The organism is Rubritalea spongiae (assembly GCF_042652385.1).
In the GTDB taxonomy this organism is placed as follows: Bacteria; Verrucomicrobiota; Verrucomicrobiia; order Verrucomicrobiales; family Akkermansiaceae; genus Rubritalea; species Rubritalea spongiae.
The window spans coordinates 3,029,284-3,047,915 of the sequence record NZ_JBHSJM010000001.1 but is presented as its reverse complement, the minus strand read 5'-3'; the positions used below and the strand labels follow the sequence as shown (position 1 = coordinate 3,047,915).

Annotated in this window: 18 protein-coding genes; 13 read left to right on the top strand and 5 right to left on the bottom strand. The window is 49.8% G+C overall.

What is annotated here, in order from left to right; translation table 11 throughout:
- Nucleotides 1-69 precede the first annotated feature (69 nt).
- Entirely contained in the window at nucleotides 70-975 is a 906-nt protein-coding gene (locus tag ACFPK9_RS13470; protein WP_377095456.1) for an NAD-dependent epimerase/dehydratase family protein, read from the top strand.
- A 97-nt stretch (nucleotides 976-1,072) separates the two neighbouring features.
- Here ACFPK9_RS13470 and ACFPK9_RS13465 read toward each other — a convergent pair whose 3' ends face one another.
- Nucleotides 1,073-2,611, bottom strand: coding sequence for a cell division protein FtsZ (locus tag ACFPK9_RS13465; RefSeq protein WP_377095454.1), 1,539 nt, complete (start codon nucleotides 2,609-2,611; stop codon nucleotides 1,073-1,075).
- Between the two features lie 117 nt (nucleotides 2,612-2,728).
- Here ACFPK9_RS13465 and ACFPK9_RS13460 point away from each other — a divergent pair, with 117 nt between their 5' ends.
- From ACFPK9_RS13460 to ACFPK9_RS13450, 3 genes are all read left to right on the top strand, one after another.
- Nucleotides 2,729-3,586 carry a carbon-nitrogen hydrolase gene (locus tag ACFPK9_RS13460; protein WP_377095452.1) on the top strand — a complete coding sequence of 286 codons (858 nt, stop codon included), beginning with the start codon at nucleotides 2,729-2,731 and terminating at the stop codon, nucleotides 3,584-3,586.
- Nucleotides 3,587-3,615: 29 nt separating this feature from the next.
- Nucleotides 3,616-4,659 (top strand): agmatine deiminase family protein, encoded by a 1,044-nt coding sequence (locus ACFPK9_RS13455; RefSeq protein WP_377095450.1) that lies wholly within the window; start codon nucleotides 3,616-3,618, stop codon nucleotides 4,657-4,659.
- A gap of 95 nt (nucleotides 4,660-4,754) precedes the next feature.
- Nucleotides 4,755-5,477, top strand: a complete 723-nt coding sequence (locus ACFPK9_RS13450) for an AIM24 family protein (RefSeq protein ID WP_377095448.1) — start codon at nucleotides 4,755-4,757, stop codon at nucleotides 5,475-5,477.
- A gap of 58 nt (nucleotides 5,478-5,535) precedes the next feature.
- Here ACFPK9_RS13450 and ACFPK9_RS13445 read toward each other — a convergent pair whose 3' ends face one another.
- The 4 genes from ACFPK9_RS13445 to sucC all read right to left on the bottom strand — a co-directional run bounded on the left by ACFPK9_RS13445 (nucleotide 5,536) and on the right by sucC (nucleotide 10,388).
- Complete coding sequence (locus ACFPK9_RS13445) at nucleotides 5,536-6,174, bottom strand: MarC family protein (RefSeq protein WP_377095447.1); 639 nt, start codon at nucleotides 6,172-6,174, stop codon at nucleotides 5,536-5,538.
- An 89-nt stretch (nucleotides 6,175-6,263) separates the two neighbouring features.
- Nucleotides 6,264-8,030 carry a coiled-coil domain-containing protein gene (locus tag ACFPK9_RS13440; RefSeq protein ID WP_377095445.1) on the bottom strand — a complete coding sequence of 589 codons (1,767 nt, stop codon included), beginning with the start codon at nucleotides 8,028-8,030 and terminating at the stop codon, nucleotides 6,264-6,266.
- A gap of 244 nt (nucleotides 8,031-8,274) precedes the next feature.
- Complete coding sequence (gene sucD / locus ACFPK9_RS13435) at nucleotides 8,275-9,168, bottom strand: succinate--CoA ligase subunit alpha (protein WP_377095443.1); 894 nt, start codon at nucleotides 9,166-9,168, stop codon at nucleotides 8,275-8,277.
- Nucleotides 9,169-9,203: 35 nt separating this feature from the next.
- Nucleotides 9,204-10,388, bottom strand: coding sequence for an ADP-forming succinate--CoA ligase subunit beta (sucC, locus tag ACFPK9_RS13430; RefSeq protein ID WP_377095441.1), 1,185 nt, complete (start codon nucleotides 10,386-10,388; stop codon nucleotides 9,204-9,206).
- A 253-nt stretch (nucleotides 10,389-10,641) separates the two neighbouring features.
- Between sucC and ACFPK9_RS13425 the strand changes: the two genes are divergently transcribed.
- The 9 genes from ACFPK9_RS13425 to lpxA all read left to right on the top strand — a co-directional run bounded on the left by ACFPK9_RS13425 (nucleotide 10,642) and on the right by lpxA (nucleotide 18,533).
- Nucleotides 10,642-10,920 (top strand): BrnT family toxin, encoded by a 279-nt coding sequence (locus ACFPK9_RS13425; protein WP_377095439.1) that lies wholly within the window; start codon nucleotides 10,642-10,644, stop codon nucleotides 10,918-10,920.
- A 22-nt stretch (nucleotides 10,921-10,942) separates the two neighbouring features.
- Nucleotides 10,943-11,233, top strand: a complete 291-nt coding sequence (locus ACFPK9_RS13420; RefSeq protein WP_377095438.1) for a CopG family antitoxin — start codon at nucleotides 10,943-10,945, stop codon at nucleotides 11,231-11,233.
- A 7-nt stretch (nucleotides 11,234-11,240) separates the two neighbouring features.
- Entirely contained in the window at nucleotides 11,241-11,705 is a 465-nt protein-coding gene (locus ACFPK9_RS13415; RefSeq protein WP_377095436.1) for a VanZ family protein, read from the top strand.
- Between the two features lie 92 nt (nucleotides 11,706-11,797).
- Complete coding sequence (rpsU, locus tag ACFPK9_RS13410; RefSeq protein ID WP_377095434.1) at nucleotides 11,798-12,046, top strand: 30S ribosomal protein S21; 249 nt, start codon at nucleotides 11,798-11,800, stop codon at nucleotides 12,044-12,046.
- A 101-nt stretch (nucleotides 12,047-12,147) separates the two neighbouring features.
- Nucleotides 12,148-12,939: an ABC transporter permease gene (locus tag ACFPK9_RS13405; RefSeq protein ID WP_377095432.1), complete on the top strand. Its 792-nt coding sequence runs from the start codon at nucleotides 12,148-12,150 to the stop codon at nucleotides 12,937-12,939.
- A gap of 6 nt (nucleotides 12,940-12,945) precedes the next feature.
- Complete coding sequence (locus ACFPK9_RS13400; protein WP_377095430.1) at nucleotides 12,946-14,544, top strand: DUF7088 domain-containing protein; 1,599 nt, start codon at nucleotides 12,946-12,948, stop codon at nucleotides 14,542-14,544.
- 35 nt (nucleotides 14,545-14,579) lie between these two features.
- The gene (locus ACFPK9_RS13395) at nucleotides 14,580-16,493 is read left to right on the top strand and encodes a DUF4340 domain-containing protein (protein ID WP_377095428.1); all 1,914 of its coding nucleotides are present in this window, start codon (nucleotides 14,580-14,582) and stop codon (nucleotides 16,491-16,493) included.
- Between the two features lie 9 nt (nucleotides 16,494-16,502).
- The gene (locus tag ACFPK9_RS13390; RefSeq protein WP_377095426.1) at nucleotides 16,503-17,717 is read left to right on the top strand and encodes an aminotransferase class V-fold PLP-dependent enzyme; all 1,215 of its coding nucleotides are present in this window, start codon (nucleotides 16,503-16,505) and stop codon (nucleotides 17,715-17,717) included.
- A gap of 42 nt (nucleotides 17,718-17,759) precedes the next feature.
- On the top strand, nucleotides 17,760-18,533 hold the full coding sequence (gene lpxA / locus ACFPK9_RS13385) for an acyl-ACP--UDP-N-acetylglucosamine O-acyltransferase (RefSeq protein ID WP_377095424.1): 774 nt from the start codon (nucleotides 17,760-17,762) through the stop codon (nucleotides 18,531-18,533).
- Nucleotides 18,534-18,632 lie beyond the last annotated feature (99 nt).

Genomic DNA, 18,632 nt, shown 5'->3' with positions numbered 1-18,632 from the left:
CCACCCAGCGTTACAGCGAGGTGGCTTTTTCTTTTTGAAATCCCCTGCGACCTCTAGCAGAATTCATCCATGGCAAATATTCTCATCGTCGGCGGCACCGGCTGCGTCGGCATCGAAACCACACAAGCACTTCTCCAGCAAGGAACTCACAAGATCATTTGTCTCTCACGCGGCCAAACAACACACGCCGAAAATCAGCACATCACTTACCAGAAGGGCGACATCCTTGACCTCGATAGCCTCAGCTTAGCACTCGAAACCCACGCCATCACCCACGTCCTCCACGTTGCAGCGCTGCGCACCTCAGACTGCAAGGCGCAGCCGCATCTTGCGGTTAAAATTAATGTCAACGGTACCGCCAACCTCCTCGAAGCCATCCGCCAGTACGGCAAAGTTCAGCGCCTTGTTTTCCTCAGCACCGCAGCAGTCTACACAGTTTCAGATGATGAATCATTCGTCTCCGAGAATTCTCCCACCACCCCTCTCAACGCCTACACCGCGACCAAACTCGCCGGCGAACAACTCGTCGAGTGCTACTCCACCAATTACCAAATCCCCTCCACAATTCTCCGGCCTCAAATTATTTACGGTCTCAGCCGTGGCAGCGAAGGCTCCACTGCAGGAGTCAGCACCGCCATCACCAAAGCATTCCATAATGAGCCATTCACCATCCCCTTCGGCGGAACCACAGGCTTCCACTACGCACCTGACATTGGACAGAACACCACTCTAGCTCTGATCTCCAGTCCACAACATTTCGCCTGCTATAACCTCCCAGTCGAATCACTCTCGCTCAGTGAAATCACCCAAAACATCAACCGCGAGTTCCAAAATGAATCGATTTCACACGACAGCACCATCTATCCCTTCCCAACCGGATTGATCTACGACGCCTTCAAAAAGGACTTCCCAGACTACTCCCTCACCCCTTTCACCACGGCCCTCACGCAGATGCATCAACAACTCGCGCAGTAAGCTGCAAAGCTTTCTCAAAAACTATACCCCAATCAAAAAAAAGCTTCGAGCACGTCAGCGCTCGAAGCTTTTTGCATAAATTAACTCAGTAAAAGATCTAACGCTTATTTCTCAGATATGGCGGGATATCGAGATCCTCACCATCTACCAAATTTGGCTCTTCTCCATCAAATTTCCCACGCGGGCCGCCATCGAGATCCAACTCCTCTTGTGAACCTTTGCTAGTTTTCACAGCGCCATCAATAAGGTCTTCTTTGACCTCTTTCTCGAGCTCCTCAAACATTGTCATTTCATCGACCTCCTCCGGCTCTTCGCTCTCTTCAACTCGCTCAGAAACTGCAACAACTTCTTCCTTTTCTTCTAAGTTTACTATCTCTTCTACCTCAGTTTCAGGCTCATCAGACTCCCCAGAAATCTCCACACCCTCGTCATCTAGTAATGATGCCTCTCCTTCTGTCTCTTCGTCATCTAACTCCTGAGTCATTTCTTCTAGCTTATCCAGAAGGTTACCCTCTGAAACGACTTCGACATCAGCAGGCCTTTGGGAGCTTTCTTCAATTACCTCTTCGAGAGTGTCAGGTTCTACAGTTACCTCTGTCTCCTCGACAACTTCTTCCACCTCGGCGATCACAGTTTCTGTTTGCACTTCCTCAGCCTTTGAAAATTCATTTTCGGGTAGCGAACTAATAATAGTCACACTCAGGCTATCTCCCATATTCGCGTCCACAGCTGCACCGAACAAAATATGTGCACTTTCAGGAACATGCTTACTGAGTTCGCGCATCAACAATTCAACCTCGTATAAAGTTAGACTCTCACCACCGCAGACGTGCACCAAAGCTGTCTTCGTACTCTTGAGGAAACGTCCCTTATCTAACAGTGGGCTCGTCAGAGCATTTTGCAATGCTGCTTGGCTACGATTCTCACCTTGAGCAATCCCTGATCCAAATAAACAACGAGAACGGCTAGAGCTCAGCGAACTAATTAAATCATCTAACCCAACATTGATAATTCCTGGACGCACCACCAAGCGAGTCACCGCTTGAATACTCTCAGAAATCATCCGGTCTGCCGCAGCAAAGGCTTCATGAATCCCTTGCGCTGCCAGCACCAGCTCACCCATGCGAGAATTTTCAAAAGTCACCAAGGCATTTGCAATCACCGAAAGCTCATTCAGCGCAGTCTCAGCCTGCTCTCGACGGCGGCGCCCTTCAAACTCAAATGGCATGGTCGCAAAAATGACCACGAAAGCGCCCATTTCTCTGGCAATCCGAGCAACCAATGGTGCAGCACCCGAGCTAGTCCCGCCACCTAAGCCAACACAAATAAAAACCATATTGCGCTCACGCAGAGCATCGCGAATTTCAGTCTCCTGTTCCTTAGCAGCTTTTGCACCTAACTCAGGGTCACCACCACAGCCGAGCCCCATCGTTAGCTTGGCTCCCAGTTGTACTTTCTCAGAAGCAACAGAGCTCGTCAAAGAACGCGAATCGGATGCAAGAGCGAGCAATTCAACGCCCTGCATTCCATCCAATGCCACGCGATCGATCATATTTAACCCGGCGCCCCCCACACCTACGATTTTCACTTGAGAGTCTGGAATGGTCTGCTGTTGGTCGCGCTGGTATTCAATCATACTGGATAGAAATTTAGTTAGGTTTTCTGTACTACTTCTGCAGGAACTTGGCCAGACGATAAACTCTAACACTCACTTTTCTCTTCTCAGAAAGAAAACCAAGCATAGACTGCCGCCATGCCTCGCATCGCTCTGCTTCAACTCACCGCTCACACTGAGCCAACTGAGAACATTGCCAAGACTGAAAAAGCTATCCGCCAAGCTGCATCCGAAGGTGCCCAGATTATCTGCACCCAAGAGCTTTTTACGACAGAATATTTTTGTATCACCCAAGACACCGATAATTTTGATCTGGCCGATCCAATCCCTGGGCCATTGACAGAAAACCACCAAGCTTTAGCCAAAGAACTGGGCGTTGTGATTGTCGCTAGCGGATTCGAAAAACGAGCCACCGGACTCTATCACAACACCGCTTGGGTAATCGATGCCGACGGCTCTTACCTTGGTCATTATCGTAAAATGCACATCCCACAAGACCCTGGTTTTGAAGAAAAATTCTACTTCACTCCTGGCGACAAAGGTTACAAATCATGGGACACACAATTTGGAAAAATCGGCGTGCTGATCTGCTGGGACCAATGGTATCCTGAAGCTGCACGACTCACTGCTCTCGCTGGGGCTGAAATTCTTATTTACCCTACCGCCATCGGTTGGCTCCCCGAAGAAAAAGAACAGCTCGGTGAAGCCCAGCACAATGCCTGGCAAGCTGTACAATGCGGTCATGCAGTGGCAAACAGCTGCTACGTCGTTGCGATCAACCGCACGGGAACCGAAGGTGAAACAGAATTTTGGGGCCAATCATTTATCTCTAACCACTACGGCCAAGTCATCGCCAAAGCTCCAGTTCACGAAGAACAAATCCTCACCGCTGAGCTCGATCTCGACGCACTCGAACAACACCGTCGGATTTGGCCATTCTTCCGCGACCGCCGAATCGATTCCTATAGCGATATCACCAAGCGCTTCGTAGACTAACAGTCACAATGCATTTTACAGTTGATCCCATGCCCGAACATCAACATCTCCATTGGCCCGCAGAATGGGAGCAACAAGACGCAGTCTGGTTCAGCTGGCCGCACAGGCAAGACACTTGGCCAGCCGAAAAATTAACGCAGATCCAGCGCCAATTCGCCCACATCATCAGCACCTGTGCACGCTTTCAGCCCGTGCACATCAATGCTGCTGAATCCCTCCATTCGAGCATTCGTAAAACACTCACTCAGTCGCACTGCGAGCTAGATCACATAACGCTCTATCCGCACGCCACCAACGATGTCTGGTGCCGCGACCACGGAGCCAGCATTACCATCAATAAAAGCAGTAACAAGCTGCGCGCTGTCGATTGGCACTTTAACGCATGGGGAGGCAAATTCCCTCCATGGGATCTCGACGATCAAATTGCAGCACAAATGGCCACCGCTCTCGGTGCTGAACAGTATCGCTCTCCCCTCTACCTCGAAGGTGGAGCCATCGAAGGCAATGGCGCAGGAACTCTCATCACTACCGAAGCCGTCGCTCTCAATACCAACCGAAATCCAGAGTGGACCAAATCAGATGTCGAAACCGAACTGCGCAAAGCACTCGGAGTCCAAGACATTTTCTGGCTCCCCTCTGGAATCGAAGGAGACGATACCGATGGCCACATCGACGACCTCACGCGCTTCGTCCAAGAAGACGCCATCGTCTCAGCCGTCGAAACTAACAGTAAAGACGCGAATTACCACACGCTCCAGCGCAACCTCGAAATCCTCCAAGACCTCAAAACCACCCGCGGCTCCAATGTCGAAACCATCGAACTCCCCATGCCTGAGCCACTTCGTACCAAAGGCTGGCGACTCGAAACCCTACCTGCCAGCTACGCCAATTTCCTCATAATCAACGGCGCTGTGCTAGTCCCCACCTTCAACCAAACCAAAAATGACGACCACGCACTAGGCATCCTCCGCGAATGCTTCCCCAAGCGAGAAGTGATCGGCATCGATTGCCGTGACATCGTCTGGGAAGGCGGCGCCATTCACTGTATTTCACAGCAACAGCCGGTACTCTAACTACCGCAAGCTATTATAAAACTCGCTGCATTTCCCCATTGCTCTGACCCGAGTTTTGCATTTTGTTAGAGACCTCCAAATAAAGAACAACCCACATGACACAACCACCACCGCTTCCACAGGAACAACGTCGTTTTAGCCTTTCTGAATTCGTAGCAGCTACTGAACAAAAAGACCGCGGCGAGGGAGTCTTCGAACTCGAAACTCCACGCATGTTAGAAATTAATCTCAACGGACGCATCAACACCAAACTCGGCTCCATGGTTTCCTACCGTGGCTCCGTCAAGTTCACACGCGAGGGAATCCTCGACCAAGGCGTCGGCAACCTGCTCAAAAAAGCAGTATCTGGCGAAGGAATGCGCCTCACCTATGCCGAAGGTCAAGGCCAAGTCTATCTCGCTGACGCTGGTAAAAAAATCTCTATCCTCCATCTCGAAAATCAAGGAATTGTCGTCAACGGCAACGACGTGCTAGCCTTTGAAAGCAGTTTGAAGCACAAAATTTCCATGATGAAAAAGGTAGCGGGACTCGCCCAAGGAGGCCTCTTCAATGTTACCTTTAACGGTTCAGGTCTTCTTGCTATCACCAGCCATTACGAACCAGTCACCCTCCGCGTGACACCTGGCTCACCAGTATTCACCGACCCCAATGCGACCATCGCTTGGAGTGACAGTCTCTCACCAAACATCAAGACGGACGTCTCACTTAAATCCTTCTTCGGCCGCGCCTCCGGTGAAACCTTCCAAATGGCATTCGAAGGAGACGGCTTTGTCGTCATCCAGCCTTACGAGGAAATCTACCTCAACTCTAACGGCTAGAACCACCAATTCACATTTCATCTTCAGCACCATCGCTCACACGAGCCTTGGTGCTTTTTTATGAAGCGTAGTTATGCCAATTCACAGCGGCTCCAACGATTCCCTCGATCAACATTTGGACTCCAATCACTGCTAAAATAAGACCCATTAAACGAGTGACGATATTTAAACCACTTTTACCCAGGGTAGAGACTACTTTTCGACTACCGATGAAGAAAAAGAAAGTAACCACACATAATAATGCAAACATCGCAATGGTGATGACAGTCTCAGTCCAGCCGCCAGCCGATGAAAAGTTAATCGCAGTCGCTATCGTTCCCGGGCCAGCAAGGATCGGAACAGCCAAAGGTGAAATCGCCACCCCGTCATCCGCAGCATGATCTTCGCCTCGTGGCTTGTGCATTTTCGAACGCTCACCATTGAGCATATTGTAGCCAATAAAAAAAACTAGAATTCCACCAGTTACCCTCAACGCAGGAAGTGAGATCCCAAACATATGGAAAATCACATTTCCTAACAACGCAAAGGCAGTGACTATACAAAACGCGACTAATAATGCCTTAATCGCTATCTGACGCTTTTCAGCATCGGACTCCTCACTGGTCAAACCGACAAATACCGCCGTATTCGCCACTGGATTCATGATCGCGAAGAAGCCTAAAAAGACGTTGAGTATATGTCCTGTGATGTCGTTCATGTTAGAGGCCTGTACTTAAGACTGATACAGGTCTCTTGGAAATGATAAAAAAGTCACATTTCCCTGAGGCTATTTCACGAACAATTCTTTTACAAAAGAGTGAGTTGATACACACACCAATGCTCCATCTCACGATCTTCAGCTGACAAGCCCCACTGGCTCCGTATTTCAGCCCAAAGCTTTTCTGAGCGAACTAGGTAATCTTTCGCCTTACGTTTACTACCTGCATGCATTTCAATCTCGGCCAAATCACACAAAATTCGAGCCGACATCCGACGTGCCGACACCGACCGCAAACATGCCGGACCGCTGAGCACCGAAGCCAATAAGTCTAAAGCTCTGTCTCCATCCGACCTCGCCTTCACCGTACTGGTCTGCATCATGCTGCGCGCCCACAATAAAGCAGCACAACGACAGTACGCTGACACATTGTCAGGCTCAGCTACTAACAATCCGTTCAAAGCGTCAACCTGACGATCCATCAACTCGATCGCTGAGCGCTGATTCCCTTTATCCCAAGCTAAAAATGCTCGCACTCCATCAAGTGACGATTGAATCAACACATCACCACCACCAAGATCCAACGAACGTTTCGCACTTCCTAAGAGGTCATCCACTTTCGATAATTTCCTCTCGCGCAGACAATCCTCCGCAGCGACGACGTCTAGCTTAGCTAAAAGTAAATGCGCGCTGCGGCATTGAGGATCTTGAGCAACCAGCCATGAAGCCTGTTCGCGCGCCTGCTGCTTTAACTCCTCGCTCCACGCGCTCTTACCATCGATCGAGGGCAGAACACTCACGCTCTGACAGAGCTGAGCTAGTTTCGTGCGTAGTTTTCGGCTGTCTGGAGCATCTTTCACCACTGCGTCTAAAAATTTAATTGCAGTTAGATAATGCTTCAATGCGACGCGTGGTTCTTCTTTCAATTTTAAGTCGCCCTTCACTTCAAAGAACATCCCCGAGATGTAATTATGTTCTTCCGTAGCTTGCTCCATATTTTGCATCAACTCTATGCAAGATTCCACCAAAGCTTCTGCTTCTGCTTGTTTCCCCTGAGAAGCTAAATTGCGTGCGTGTTTGTAATAAATGCGGGCCAATATTAGCGCTCGTTCTTGCTCCATTCCAGCTGCCTCCCAATCAATCGAGCCGAGGTCGTGTAATTCAATTTCACCAGCCAGAGCCTGCGATTGAAGCACGCGCAAATTAATTAATGCCCGCTCACCCTCAAATGCGGCGTCTTCAGCCAAACTTTTGCTAAGCTCCTCCCACGATTTTTGAATCGCTTGCTCGCGCGCTTTTTCATCCTCTAAATCCAGTAACACACCGTGACGCGCTTCTGTTTTGAGAGCGTATATCTCTTGCGATAAACCAACCATCTTCTGGATCGATTCTCTCAAGCCCGACAGCTCCTTCCCAGCTTCTTCCGCTTGCTTTTGCATCTGCTCTTGATTCAGAGCTAATTCTTTCTCTTTTGCAGCCACTTGCGCCTTCTCGGTGTTAAGAGCTTCCTCCTTCTGTGCTGTAAACTCCCTTTCTTGCGAAATCTCACTTTCGCGTTTCTCGAGTGTTTCAAGCGTGGCTTGATGTTGATTCTGTAAGTTACCGAGTTTCACCGTCACCACCGCCCAATGCGTAACGGCCAAACCAATCCCAACTATTGCCGCAGCTTTCGGTGCATGCTTCCTCACAGTTCTAGCCACTACTTTCCACTGAGGCTCCGAAGTGTTCTCTACCTCGGCTTGCTCTTCCAGCAGTCCTGCTGCCCGCTGCCGTTCCAGCTTCTCGTCTTCACTAAGATATTGAAACCACCAGTCCTCGTTTGCCTCTGGCGTGTCCTGCTCCTTGTTCTCGTTCATTGATGATTATCCTCATTTTCTGTTACGGGGAATTGTTCGTTCCGGGGAGTAGTCACGACAGAACATATCCAAGTCTCATTATTACAAGTCGACTTTATATAACTCTGTGTGGGAGAGTCCTTACATCCGATGTCACTCGACCTCAAATACTAATCTAAAAAAAACACCCTCACCGAAGTGAGAGCGTTTTAAAAATTATTAACACTCACGTACTAACGAGGAGCACATGAATGTGATGGGAGATTTACTTGAGCATATCGACGAGCGTGCGGCCCATCTCAGAAGGAGTCTCAGAAACGGCGATCCCGCACTCTGCAAGAATCTTCTTCTTCGCTTCAGCTGTGTCGTCAGCACCGCCAACGATTGCACCAGCGTGGCCCATGCGGCGTCCCGGAGGCGCTGTAGCACCAGCGATGAAACCAGCGATTGGCTTAGAACAATTTTCCTTAGCCCAACGTGCAGCTTCAGCCTCAGCATTACCACCGATTTCACCGATCATGATGATCGCTTCAGTTTCAGGATCTTCATTGAACATCTTGAGAACGTCGAGGTGAGAAGTTCCGTTGATTGGGTCACCACCGATACCTACACATGTGGACTGGCCGTAACCGAGCTCAGTAAGCTGGTAAACAGCTTCATAAGTAAGAGTACCTGAACGAGAAACAACACCAACGTTACCACGCTTGTGAATGTAACCTGGAGCGATACCAATACGACAACCACCGTGTGAGTTCTCACCGCGACCAGGAGTAACGATTCCCGGGCAGTTAGGACCAATAAGACGCGTCTTAGAACCTTCCATTGCCGCCTTTACGCGCATCATGTCAGCCACTGGGATTCCCTCAGTGATTGCAATAACAAGATCAAGTTCAGCGTCAACAGCTTCAAGGATCGCATCAGCCGCGAATGGTGGAGGGACGAAAATTGCGGAAACAGTAGCTCCGGACTGCTTTGCTGCGTCGGAAACTGTGTCATAAATTGGAGTCTTCTCACCGAAAGTCTGACCGCCTTTACCAGGAGTCACACCAGCGACGATTTGTGTACCGTAGTCGATAGAAAGCTGTGCGTGCTTACCACCGAAACCACCAGTGATACCCTGAACGAGCACCTTGGTGTTTTCATCTACTAAAATAGCCATAATGATTTAAAAATTTAAGATTTGTAATTTAAGATTTATCCTTTGACTGCAGCAACGATCTTCTCAGCGGCATCGTTAAGGTTATCAGCGGCGATTACTGCGAGGTCAGAGTTAGCGATAAGCTCTTTACCGAGAGCCACGTTTGTTCCTTCAAGACGAACAACGAGCGGGATCTTAAGCTCGAGCTCAGCTGCTGCTGCGAGGATGCCTTCTGCAATAATGTCACACTGCATGATACCACCGAAAATGTTTACAAGGATACCTTCGACCTTAGGGTCGGAAAGGATGATCTTGAACGCTGCAGAAACCTGTTCCTTAGTTGCGCCACCCCCTACGTCGAGGAAGTTTGCTGGGTCACCACCGAAGTGCTTGATGATGTCCATAGTCGCCATTGCAAGACCTGCACCGTTCACCAGACACGCGATGTTGCCGTCGAGACCGATGTAGTTGAGATCGAACTCAGAAGCTTCCACTTCACGTGGATCTTCTTCAGTTGTGTCACGCATTGCGACGATATCTGGATGACGATAAAGCGCGTTATCGTCAAAGCCGAACTTAGCATCGAGAGCGAGTACGTCGCCAGCTGGAGTAACCACCAGTGGGTTGATTTCCACCATATCACAGTCACACTCGAGGAAGAGTTTGAAAAGGTTTTTCACAAGCTTAGAGAATTGCTTCGCTTGGTCACCTGAGAGCTTGAGAGCTGCAGCAAGTTTACGTACTTCGTATGGCTGAAGACCTGCGAGTGGGTGAACGAACTGGCGAACCAATTTCTCTGGAGTCTTCTCAGCAACCTCTTCAATATCCATGCCGCCTTCTGTGGAAGCAACAATCACTGGACGTGAAGTTTCACGATCGAGAAGGATTGCGAGGTAAAGTTCGCGCTCGATTTCTACACCCTCAGCAACCATCACCTTGTTAACAAGACGACCAGCTTCACCAGTTTGATGCGTCACAAGAACTTGTCCGAGCATCTGCCCAGCGAGTTCTTGGATTTTTTCTGGGGAATCAGAGAGGTGAACCCCCCCCTGGAAACCATTTTTAAAAGTTCCCTTACCACGGCCACCTGCGTGAACCTGGGCTTTGACTACAAGGTCACCACCACCAATTTCTTTGGCAGCAGCACCAGCTTCTTCAGCTGTGCTAGCAACAATCCCCTTAGGGCTTGGCACGCCGAACTTCTCGAACAGCTCTTTAGCTTGATACTCGTGAATATTCATGACTCTGAACGCCTTCATGGCGTAACAGGCGCCTTCTAGTTCTATGACACAGAACGGTCAAGGTGAATCAATCTCTGGCTACCAATTCCAGACACATTTCTCACAGCTATCGTCATCTCACGCATGAATTATATTAATACTTAACATTCAACTTCATTTACCAAGCTAAAGCTTCTTCAGCTGCCGCACAAATATCGTCACTCAATTCGATTGCCATTTCCTCTCAAATAGTGACAGTCAGAACTACCGCATCATGGAACTCGACCTCATAAATACCAAAATCAACCTTAAAGAATTCCCTCCGCAGGAAATCGAAGAAGTCCTAGAAGACCCCTTTTCGATCCGTCTCCTGCCCGACAATGATCGCTCCGACGGCGAATCGCGTTACTATATGCTCGGCCGCACCGTTGCCGACCGCCACCTCTTCCTATCCTTTTCTACCGACGGCAAAAAAGCACGAATCTTTGCCGCGAGAGAGATGTCTGAAGGAGAAGTGCGCTTCTACGCCCGCAAATTTGCGGAGTACAAATAATCTAAAAAACCACTCTATAACTATGCAGACTATTCACGACTGGAAGGACATTCCTGATTTCCAAGACGAACAGGAAGAAGCGGATTTCTGGAAAGATCACGACCTCGATGCCAAACTCATGATGGGCTCCATCCATGAGCTTTCCACTAAAGAGTCCACTACTATCACCCTCCGTTTCGATCCGCGCATGCTCTCTCGTATTAAACGCATCGCCAGATCTCGCTACCTCAATTACCAATCCATGATGAAGCAGTGGCTCTCCGAACGCGTAGAAGATGAGCTCAATCGCTCACCCTCTGAAGACGAACGCTAAAGCTCTTGTGACAACACTAAAATCCCTCATTAAAACCATTATCCTCCACTGCCAGCGACAACCTATCATCTGGTTCGCAGCATGGACCCTGTGGTTTATCACCCTGTGGTTACTCTCCTCCAATAACCCTGCACCACAAAACCTCCCCACTATTCCCCACCTCGATAAGATTGCCCACTTTGGCTTCTTCTTCGGCGGGGCGGGACTCTTCTGTGCATGGCTTCGCCATAAATTCCACAAACTGCTCGCGATCCATTGCATCTGGATCACCACTTTAGTTGGCTCCATCGTCGGCATGCTCGATGAATACCATCAAAGCTTTACACCCGGTAGAACAGGCAATGATCCAGGAGACTGGCTCGCAGACTTCTCTGGCACACTCTGCGGCGCACTCGTCATGCTCACCGTATTAAAACTCGCACACCGCCGGCTGCAAAAACACCAAATTGCTGAGCCAGCTCAACAGATTTAAATATTTCTCACTCCCAAGCTTGACAGATTGGCCAAAGATTCCTAGCTTCCGCGCCCGACCTGAATTTAACTAACCAATTTTCTATATATACCATGCGTGGAGTAACAATCAACAAAGGTGAGCCAGTAGATCGCGCACTTAAGCGCCTCAAATCTCTTCTCGATAACGAGGGAATCCTCGAAGAAATGCGCCGTCGTCGTGCATTTGAAACACCAGTACAGCGTGCACAGCGTAAAGCTCGCACAGCTTCTAAGCGCAACCGCCAGCGCTTCCGCTACACTAGCCCTACACAAGACGCAGCTGCAGCTGCAGCTAAAGAAGCTCGCGCTACTGAAGCATAATTAACCTAATTCAGGTCTACCTATTTCGGGCATCCTTTCACGAGGATGCCCTTTTTGTTATCCGGCTGCGCCATTTCAACTAACTTGATGCTTGGAAAGCTATGCTTTTCCAACTACCAACTCTGCCAGTCCACCATCATATGCGCACCCTATACATTCTTTATAAAAAAGAGCTAAAGCACTTCCTAATGACGCCATTCGGTTGGATCGTGCTCGCATTCATCATGCTCTTACAAGGACTTTCTCTTTCATCTGTCCTTGAGCAGTATGAAAAAGCCCCAGTACAGGCCAGCATGCTTCACTCCTGCCTTTCCACTCCGCTCTTCTGGGTCTACTTCATTTTCATCTTCCCCCTCATCACCATGAAGCAGTTTGCTGAGGAAGAACGCAGCGGCACCCTCGAAAGCCTCATGACTGCACCTGTCACCACTTGGCAGGTCGTCTTCTCTAAATACCTCAGCTCCTACACATTTTACGCAGTCCTCTGGATCCCAGTGTTCCTTCACATCCAGATTTTCTCCATCATCACAGGAAGCCCCGCGCCCGTCACCCCTTCGGAAATGTACGGATCATTTGGAATCTTGCTGCTCATTGGCTCCTTCTTCGTCGCCGTTGGAATTCTCGCTTCAGCCCTCACCTCAAGCCAGATCGTAGCTGCCATCATGACTTTCGGCGCCCTCGTATTTGTAGTCTTCCTCGGCTTCGTCCCAATGATTGTTGGTGACACCTTCCAAGGAGCTCCAATATTCCACTACATTTCTGTTCACGAACACCTTTCCTACTTTTCAAGAGGTCTCATCGATATCCGACCCATCGTTCTCTATTTCTCACTCTCATTTTTCACCCTTATTTTGACCCACCACCTCGTCGATTATAGACGCTGGAAACACTAAGCAACCATGGCTGAAGAATCATCCACACCAGAGGAGCTCGATGACACTCCACGCGTGAAGGTCAAAGCGATCAACCGTTTTGGCATCGGCACGCTTGCGATCGTTCAGCTTGCACTCGCAATGCTCTCAGTAGTAATGCTGAATTTCCTTTCCTGTACCAATCACCAACGTGTCGATCTCACACGTTATGAAGATTTCACACTCTCTCAGACGACTAAACAATACCTCGAAAGCCCCGAGGTCAAAGTGCGCCAAATGCCCATCAAAATCGTCGCCGTACTCTACCAACAAAGTCCCTATTATCTTCGCCTCCGCGCACAGTTAGAAAACTATCAACGTCATTCCGACAACAACATCCAACTCGAATTCATCGATCCAAAACTCGATGTCGATCGACTGCAGGATTTCGTCAACACCTACAAACGGGAAATGACTAACCTCTCTGAGGAAACCATTCTCATTGACGCCAGAAACTCACTCCCACAAGCCGAAACCACTGAAGAAGAAGAGCAAATTCAGCTTACCAAACACATCCGCACCATTCCTGTAAAAGACCTCTTCATTGAAGAAATCGATCGCTTCAATAAAAAGTTTATCTCTGCATGGAATGACGAAGCTTACCTCACCTCGAACCTCATCAGTGCAATCGAAGGAACACCACGCCGATTCTACTTCATTGTAGACAAAGCGAGAATCGATGAACGCAGCAACAGCACCCCCGCTTGGAAAACCTTCCAGAACATGCTTCGCGCTCAAAACGTCGAGCTCCAACCACTACAAATTTCTACCATTGATAAAATCCCTGACGACGCTGAAGGCATTGCCATCATCGGACCTGCCTTTGATTTTGACCAAAAAGAAATCGGCATACTTGAAGACTACTGGGGCCGCCCTTCTTCCGCCGTCTTTATTACCCTCGACCCAGCTGCTAAGCTCAAAAATTTCAAACGCTTCCTCCGCGATTACGGGATTTCTCCACAGGATAATCGAGTCATTTCCGTCCAAAATGGCAACACGCTCACCGCAGCCCGCGCATTTTTCGCCCAAGGCCCAGTGATCAATAAAGGGCTCGCCCACCAAGCGACTCAACTCGACGGTCCATCATCTGGCCTCGAAGTACTCACCGAGAATGACCGACTCACCATCCGCAACATCACTCCATTTTCACTCATCCAAGCCTCAGACGGCTGGTGGGGAGAATCCAGATACGACGAGCTCAACCCGAGTTTCAACCCGAAGGAAGACCAAGGAGTCATCCCTAATTCCCCTAATCCAACACCAGTCCACATCGCAGCTGCCGTTGTGCGTGGAATCGAAAATGACGACAAAACCAACCCGCTCACCTCGCGGATGATCGTTGTGGCAAATACTGACTTCCTACAGCCCGCCAACATGCGCGAAGAGCTCAACTATTTTATTAACTCATCGATCAACTGGCTCGTCGGCCGCGACGCCCTCATCGGCATCGACCCCAAACCAGTCTACCGCAAGAAAATCACCATCGAGTCCTCACATAAGTCACTCATCGATCAGTTCATTCTCATCTACCTCCCGATCGCCAGCTTGCTCATCGCTCTCATCATTTGGAATAGCCGCCGAACCTAGTTTCTGTGAAGATTTTCGTCACCATTTTTCTAGTCTTGAGCACCGCCGCGCTCGCTGTCCTCTCACTCATCCAGTGTGGGCGCATCGACCTAGCTAAGGAACTCCAATCCCAAACGACGATCCAACAAGGTCAAAAGCTTTTTCAAGCAGATCTCACAACTACCAGCGACCTCCGCCTCAACAAACAAGGCACACCGGAACACCATTTCATCTACAACAAAAAAACGGGACTCTGGAATGGTATAACACCTTGGCGCGACCGAGCTGACGGTCCAAAAGCAGTCGAACTAGCAATCAAATTTGCTCTCAATGCGGAAGTCGTCGAATCACTTTCGGTGGCTAAAAAGGAACTCCCTAAATACGGCTTTGATCAGGACGCTATCTCTTTCGAATGCCGCAACAGCCTCGGCGACATCATTGCCGAATTCGAAGTGGGAAAAGCTTCGGCATGGCACAAAAAAATCGAGGGAAAAGAAGACATCTACGTCCCCACTGTCTATCTGCGCCGCACAGATGAAGAAAACGATAAACATATCTATCTCTGCACGGATTTCACCGGAAACATCCGCAAACTTTTCAACACCGAGTTCAAAAACTTCCGCGATCACCGGCCCTTTGCACTCAACATCAACAAACTCCGACAAGTCCGACTCGTACGCAGTAAAACGGAAATCGTACTTGAGCGTCGAGCTCCTGACGCCAGCTGGTTACTTACCAAACCCCTCGAACTAAAAACCGATCCAGAGGCTGTCATTTCCTACCTTGTCAACCTCTCCAAACTCGAAGCCATCGCGCTGCATTCCACTGCCCAGGTCGCACTCCCTGAAGCCTCCGAGGAGCTCCAAAAAATTTCTATCTCAAATTTCGGTTCTGACGAAGAAACCACTTTAACCGTCTACCCTCCTGCTGAAAATGCCGGCAGCACCTACGCAACTGTGAGCAATCGTGATGTCGTCTTCGAACTCCCTCTCATCGCCACCCCTAAAGTCTCAAACCACATTACTCAGCTTCCTGACTCCATCAATAGCTTACGGTCTCGGACCATGCTCCACCTCAATGAAACCGACCGCGCTGACTTGAGGGGAATTATTGTCCGCTCACCAACATCAGGATCAGCTCCCGTCCTCATTTCACGCATTCCAAAAGGTCGCTACAAACTACTTGGCCACAATAACTCAAAAGAAGATATCGACGAAAGCGTCCTCGCGAACTTACTCAAACAGCTCATCACCACTCCAGTCAAAGACTTCGCCAGCGACGCCGCTGCCGATTTCTCCCCATTCGGACTAGATCAACCGACTGTCGTCATCGACTTCGTGTTCTTCTACGGCCCACCGATCCAACTTCGTTTCGGCAAAGTCACCCAAAACGGCCCCGACGGCATTCCTCAAGACCAATACTTCGCCAACCTGCGTGACTCTCCCATCGTTTGGGAAGTTACCGGAGAACTTATTTCTGACATCCCGACCCGCTCGTGGGACTGGCAGCCGAAAGAAATCTGGACTCTTCCGGTCATCGACATCGTCGGTTTTACGGCACAAACCGAGGGACAACCCGAGCTCGCAATCACCTACGACTACCTCGATGACTCCTTCACAGCTACCTTCGGCGACCAAGACGTCACTCAGAAACTCAACCCACAACGCGCCAAGTTCTTCCTCAACGAGAACCATCATCTTGTCGCACAGCAGCGACTCAGCCCACACAATGCGCAAGCTCAACAAGCTCTCGAAAATCCAATTCTGACAATTTCAATCACTGTCCAAGAATTTGACAATGAAGGCCTCCCAGCCGACAAGACAACCAACACACTCGAAATCGCCCCAGCCACCCGCTCAGAAAATAACGCATTCTTCTATGCCAAAGCGAGCAACTCATCTGGCTACTTTATCCTAAATAAAGACACTGTCGCCCAACTCGCGGCACGTGACATTTTCGAGGAAGACTAATTTGACACCATGAACGCTGACATCCGCGACCAATTTCCAATTCTCCACCAAGAGATCAACGGCAGACCGCTCGTCTATCTCGATAATGCGGCCACCGTACAAAAGCCACAGTGCGTGCTCGATGTCTCTCAGCGTTACTACTCAGACATCAACGCCAACATCCACCGCGGCGTCCACTATCTCTCGCGTAAAGCAACCGATGCCCACGAAACTGCCCGCAGCTACATCGCTGAATACCTCAATGCCCCGCACGAGCATGAAGTCATCTTCACATCTGGCACCACCGATGGCATCAACCTCGTCGCCGACACCCTCGCTCTCTCAGGAAAAATCACCTCGGACGACCACATACTCATTTCTGGACTCGAGCACCACTCAAACATCGTCCCTTGGCAAATGCTCTGCCAGCGCACAGGCGCGCAACTCGATGTCATTCCGATCACCGACTCAGGCGAATGGGACCTCAGTGAAATCGACAGTCTGTTGACCGACAAAACCAAGCTCGTCGCCGTCAACCAAGTCTCCAATGCTCTCGGAACCATTAACCCCATCCGCGAACTCATAGCCAAAGCGAAAGCTGTCGGAGCCTGGACCCTCATCGATGGAGCCCAATCCACTCCACACATGGCAATCGATCTCCAAGAAATCGGCTGCGACTTCTTCGTTTTCTCAGGCCACAAAACCTACGCCCCCACCGGCATCGGCATTCTCTGGGGCAAAACCGAACTTCTTGAAATGCTCCCACCGTGGCGCGGTGGTGGCGAAATGATCAAAGAAGTCACCTTCGCAAAAACCACCTACAACGACCTTCCCTTCAAATACGAAGCCGGAACCCCAAACATCGAAGGCGGTATCGCTCTCGCCGAAGCACTCAAATGGATGAAAGACATCGGCCTCGCCACCATCGCGTCACACGAAGACAAACTCCTCACACTCGCCACCGCAGCCATTTCTGAAATTGAGGGAATCAAACTCTACGGCACAGCAGCTAATAAAGCCTCTGTCCTCTCCTTCGGCATCGAAGGCGTCCACCACTACGACCTTGGAACTCTCATGGACCAAATGGGAGTTGGCGTCCGCACCGGCCACCATTGCTGCCAACCTCTCATGCAGCGCTTTGGCATCACCGGCACCACCCGAGCCTCTTTCGCCATATACAACACCGAGCAAGAAGTCGAACTCTTCATTCAAGCAGTCAAAAAAGCTGCCATGATGCTGCGTTAGAAAAATCTTTATCCTTTCTGCATTTTCCGTTCTTCTTAGCTCATGGTTCACCCAACAGCCATTATTTCTGAAAAGGCCACCATCGGCAACGATGTGACCATCGGCCCATACTGCGTCATTGGCGACAACGTCACCATCGGCGATCGATGTGAACTTAAGTCACACGTCGTTATCGACGGCATCACCAACATCGGCGAAGAAAACGTCTTCTTCCCATTCGCTGCTATCGGCCAGCAAACTCAAGATCTCAAATTTAAAGGGGACCCGACTTATCTAAAAATAGGCAATCGAAATACCTTCCGCGAAAACGTCACAATCCATCGCTCCACCGTCACCGACACTCCCACTACCATTGGCGATAACAATAACTTCCTCGCCTATTCCCACGTCGCTCACGACTGCGTTGTCGGCAATCATTGTATCTTTTCAAACAATGCCACTATCGGCGGCCACGTCATCGTCGAAGACTACGTTATCATCTCTGGACTCTCCGGCGTCCACCAATTCTGCCGACTTGGCGCCCACTCCCTCATCGGCGGTTGCACAAAAATCGTCCAAGACGTCGCACCTTTTGTTATTGTCGATGGCGCACCCGCCGCCGTCCGCTCCATCAATCAAGTCGGCCTCCAGCGCCGCGGCTTCACCGACCAAGACATCGCCTACCTCCGCCGCGCCTACAAACGCCTTTTCCTCAAAAAAAATACCAATATCGCGGTGTCCTTAGCCGAGCTCAAAATCGCCGACAGCGCCAGCAATCCACACGTCCAGCACCTCATCGAGTTCCTAGACAACGCCGAACGTGGAATAATACGATAACCCATTCAATATAACACCTTTGCGAGTAATTAGACAAAAAACTATAGTTCCCCACTCAATCTCGTCACTTGTATGCTTTCAAAGTCTCTCTCAAGTACA

Excerpts from the sequence above, each read along its gene's own strand:
- ACFPK9_RS13470 (WP_377095456.1), top strand. The coding sequence starts at position 70 with ATGGCAAATATTCTCATCGTCGGCGGCACCGGCTGCGTCGGCATCGAA.
- ACFPK9_RS13465 (WP_377095454.1), bottom strand. The coding sequence starts at position 2,611 with ATGATTGAATACCAGCGCGACCAACAGCAGACCATTCCAGACTCTCAA.
- ACFPK9_RS13460 (WP_377095452.1), top strand. The coding sequence starts at position 2,729 with ATGCCTCGCATCGCTCTGCTTCAACTCACCGCTCACACTGAGCCAACT.
- ACFPK9_RS13455 (WP_377095450.1), top strand. The coding sequence starts at position 3,616 with ATGCCCGAACATCAACATCTCCATTGGCCCGCAGAATGGGAGCAACAA.
- ACFPK9_RS13450 (WP_377095448.1), top strand. The coding sequence starts at position 4,755 with ATGACACAACCACCACCGCTTCCACAGGAACAACGTCGTTTTAGCCTT.
- ACFPK9_RS13445 (WP_377095447.1), bottom strand. The coding sequence starts at position 6,174 with ATGAACGACATCACAGGACATATACTCAACGTCTTTTTAGGCTTCTTC.
- ACFPK9_RS13440 (WP_377095445.1), bottom strand. The coding sequence starts at position 8,030 with ATGAACGAGAACAAGGAGCAGGACACGCCAGAGGCAAACGAGGACTGG.
- sucD (WP_377095443.1), bottom strand. The coding sequence starts at position 9,168 with ATGGCTATTTTAGTAGATGAAAACACCAAGGTGCTCGTTCAGGGTATC.
- sucC (WP_377095441.1), bottom strand. The coding sequence starts at position 10,388 with ATGAATATTCACGAGTATCAAGCTAAAGAGCTGTTCGAGAAGTTCGGC.
- ACFPK9_RS13425 (WP_377095439.1), top strand. The coding sequence starts at position 10,642 with ATGGAACTCGACCTCATAAATACCAAAATCAACCTTAAAGAATTCCCT.
- ACFPK9_RS13420 (WP_377095438.1), top strand. The coding sequence starts at position 10,943 with ATGCAGACTATTCACGACTGGAAGGACATTCCTGATTTCCAAGACGAA.
- rpsU (WP_377095434.1), top strand. The coding sequence starts at position 11,798 with ATGCGTGGAGTAACAATCAACAAAGGTGAGCCAGTAGATCGCGCACTT.
- ACFPK9_RS13405 (WP_377095432.1), top strand. The coding sequence starts at position 12,148 with ATGCTTTTCCAACTACCAACTCTGCCAGTCCACCATCATATGCGCACC.
- ACFPK9_RS13400 (WP_377095430.1), top strand. The coding sequence starts at position 12,946 with ATGGCTGAAGAATCATCCACACCAGAGGAGCTCGATGACACTCCACGC.
- ACFPK9_RS13390 (WP_377095426.1), top strand. The coding sequence starts at position 16,503 with ATGAACGCTGACATCCGCGACCAATTTCCAATTCTCCACCAAGAGATC.
- lpxA (WP_377095424.1), top strand. The coding sequence starts at position 17,760 with ATGGTTCACCCAACAGCCATTATTTCTGAAAAGGCCACCATCGGCAAC.